This window comes from Planctomycetota bacterium (assembly GCA_035574235.1).
Taxonomy (GTDB): domain Bacteria; phylum Planctomycetota; class MHYJ01; order MHYJ01; family JACPRB01; genus DATLZA01.
The window spans coordinates 1-2,308 of record DATLZA010000135.1; the positions used below are offsets into that span (position 1 = coordinate 1).

Genomic DNA, 2,308 nt, shown 5'->3' on the forward strand with positions numbered 1-2,308 from the left:
GACGCGCCGCAGCCGCCGCCGGAAGGCCAGCCGCGCCGCGATGGCCGGCCACAGGTCGGGCGCCGCCGGAACGCGCGCCTCCCGCAGAAGCCGCTCCTGGCGCGCGATCGCCGCCGCCCGCTCCGCGCACGCGGGACAGGCCGCCTCGTGGGCGCGGGCCTCCGGCGACCCGTCGAAAAACGCCTCGCGGAATTCGTCGCACGTCATTCTTCGTCCTCCCGCCGCGTTTCCCCGAGAAGCGCCCGGAGCGCCTCGTGGGCCGCGAACAGCCGGGATTTCACCGTTCCCACCGAAAGCTCCAGGACCTCGGCGATCTCCTCGTAGGAGAGTCCCTCGAGGTACCGGAGCCCCACCACCGCCCGGAGCTTGGGCGAAAGCCGCGCCACGGCCCGCGCGACGGTCTCGTCCAGGGGCCGGCCCTCCCCGGAAGGGGGCCCGGCGCGTCCGTCTCCGGCCGCCCGCTCCCGCAGGCGCGCCCGCCGCGCCGCCTCCTCGGCGCGGTTGAGCGCGTGGTTCACCGCCACCCGGAAGAGCCAGGTGGAAAACTTGCTTTCGAACTTGAAGCGCCCGAGCTCCCCGTGGAGCTTCACGAACACCTCCTGGACGGCGTCCGCCGCGGCGTGGTACTCGCCCAGGATCCTCCAGGCGGTGGCGAACACCCGGTCGCGGTACCGCTCGTAGAGCGCGCGGAAGGCCTCCGGGTCCCCCCGGAGGTGCCGGCGCACCAGCGCCTCGTCGTCCACCGTCCTCCCCCTTCCGACAGCCGGGAACGCCCGCGGGTTCGGCGCCCATGGTAGCCGAACGCCCCCCGCCGCGTCACGGGGGAGGAACGCGCGGTCCCTCTCCGGCCTTCGACGAGCACACCGTGCGGGAGGCGGTTCTCAACGCGCTGACCCATCGGGACTACCGACATAACGGGTCGGTCATCGTCCGATAGTACCCTCGGCGGCTGGAAGTCGTCAGCCCCGGAGGTTTCCCGCCGGGAATCAGCAAGGATAATCTCCTCTGGGAGCACAATCCCCGCAACCGACGTCTCGCCGAAGTCCTGGCCCGCTGCGGCCTCGTGGAACGGGCGGGCCAGGGAATCGATGTCATGTATCGAGCTTGCATCCAGCAAAGTAAGCCCCTTCCCGATTTCTCGCGCAGCACCGAGAATTCCGTTTTCCTGATTCTGAACGGGGAAATCCAGGATCCCGAGTTTCTGCGGTTCTTGGAGGAAATCGGGAAGGAACGGCTGGCGACGTTCGGTATCGAGGATCTTCTTATCCTGGATCTCGTTCACCGCGAGCAACCGATCCCCGACTCCCTGACGTCCCGTCTTGCGCCCCTCGTGGAGCAGGGAGTCCTCGAACGCGTGGGTCGCGGACGCGGGGTCCGATATCTTCTATCCCGGCGGTTCTATCGATTCCTGGGGCGTCCGGGAGTTTACACCCGCAAGCGGGGACTCGACCGGCGGATGAATAAGACGCTGCTCCTCAAACATGTCGAGGAAGCCGGCGAGTGGGGCGCAAGCTTTCAAGAACTCCAGCAAGTGCTGCCCGCCCTCAGCCGCCACCAGATCCAGTCGCTCCTGCGGGAACTTAAACGGGAAAACGAGATCATGGTGAGCGGTCGAACCCGGGGTGCACGTTGGTACCCGTCGTCGAAAAAACGCAATCCGACGCAATAGAACGCAATTCGACGCAATTCTGAGGAGGCCCCCAGGGCGGGGGGTTCGACCTATCGCCCCCCGGCGCGCTCCAGCCGCTCCACCAGAACCGCCGCCGCGTCGTAGCGCACCTGCACCGTTCCCGTCACGACATAGGGGCCCACCGTCCCCACGAGCCGGCTCCAGCGCCGGTACGCCGCCGGAAACATCACCGCTTCGAACAGCCCCTCCTCGTCCTCGAAGGTCAGAAACCCCATCGGCTCCTCGCGCGACGTCCGCGCCCCCCGCCCCGTCGCCAGAAGCCCCGCCAGCCGCACCCGCCGCCCCGCCCGCGCCGAAAGGCCCGCGCTGCCCGGCCCCGGCCGAGGGCCCCGCCAGAGATGCCCGAGCGGATGCCCCCGCACCGAAAGCCCCAGGATCCCGAACTCGTGGAAGAACTTCTCCTCCTCCGTGAAGTCCGGCCGCCGCGGCGCCGGCGCCCCGCCCGAAAGCGCCGCCAGAAGAATCTCCGGCCGCGTCCCCCCCGCCCAGTCGAGCGCTCCCGAGAGGGCCAGATTCCGCCGCGACGGCCGCGAAATCCGCGCCCGCTCCAGAAAATCCCCCAGCGACGCGAACGGCCGCCCCGCCAGAATCTCCTCGATCTCCCGCCCCTCCAGTCCC

Annotated in this window: 5 protein-coding genes; 2 read left to right on the top strand and 3 right to left on the bottom strand. The window is 69.5% G+C overall.

The genetic code is table 11. The features are described 5' to 3' along the window. Together VNO22_12545 and VNO22_12550 are read right to left on the bottom strand one after the other, a co-directional pair. Positions 1–207, bottom strand: a 207-nt coding sequence (locus tag VNO22_12545) for a hypothetical protein (protein HXG62202.1), incomplete at its 3' end; no start/stop codon positions are given. Further along, entirely contained in the window at positions 204–743 is a 540-nt protein-coding gene (locus VNO22_12550; protein HXG62203.1) for an RNA polymerase sigma factor, read from the bottom strand. The genes VNO22_12550 and VNO22_12545, both read right to left, overlap by 4 nt. Before the next feature lie 47 nt (positions 744–790). Between VNO22_12550 and VNO22_12555 the strand changes: the two genes are divergently transcribed. Further along, complete coding sequence (locus VNO22_12555) at positions 791–937, top strand: hypothetical protein (GenBank protein ID HXG62204.1); 147 nt, start codon at positions 791–793, stop codon at positions 935–937. A gap of 12 nt (positions 938–949) precedes the next feature. Next, positions 950–1,669: an ATP-binding protein gene (locus tag VNO22_12560; GenBank protein HXG62205.1), complete on the top strand. Its 720-nt coding sequence runs from the start codon at positions 950–952 to the stop codon at positions 1,667–1,669. Positions 1,670–1,719: 50 nt separating this feature from the next. On the opposite strand, the gene VNO22_12565 is transcribed toward VNO22_12560, so the two are convergent. Continuing rightward, on the bottom strand, positions 1,720–2,308 hold a 589-nt coding region (locus VNO22_12565), incomplete at its 5' end, for a hypothetical protein (protein ID HXG62206.1).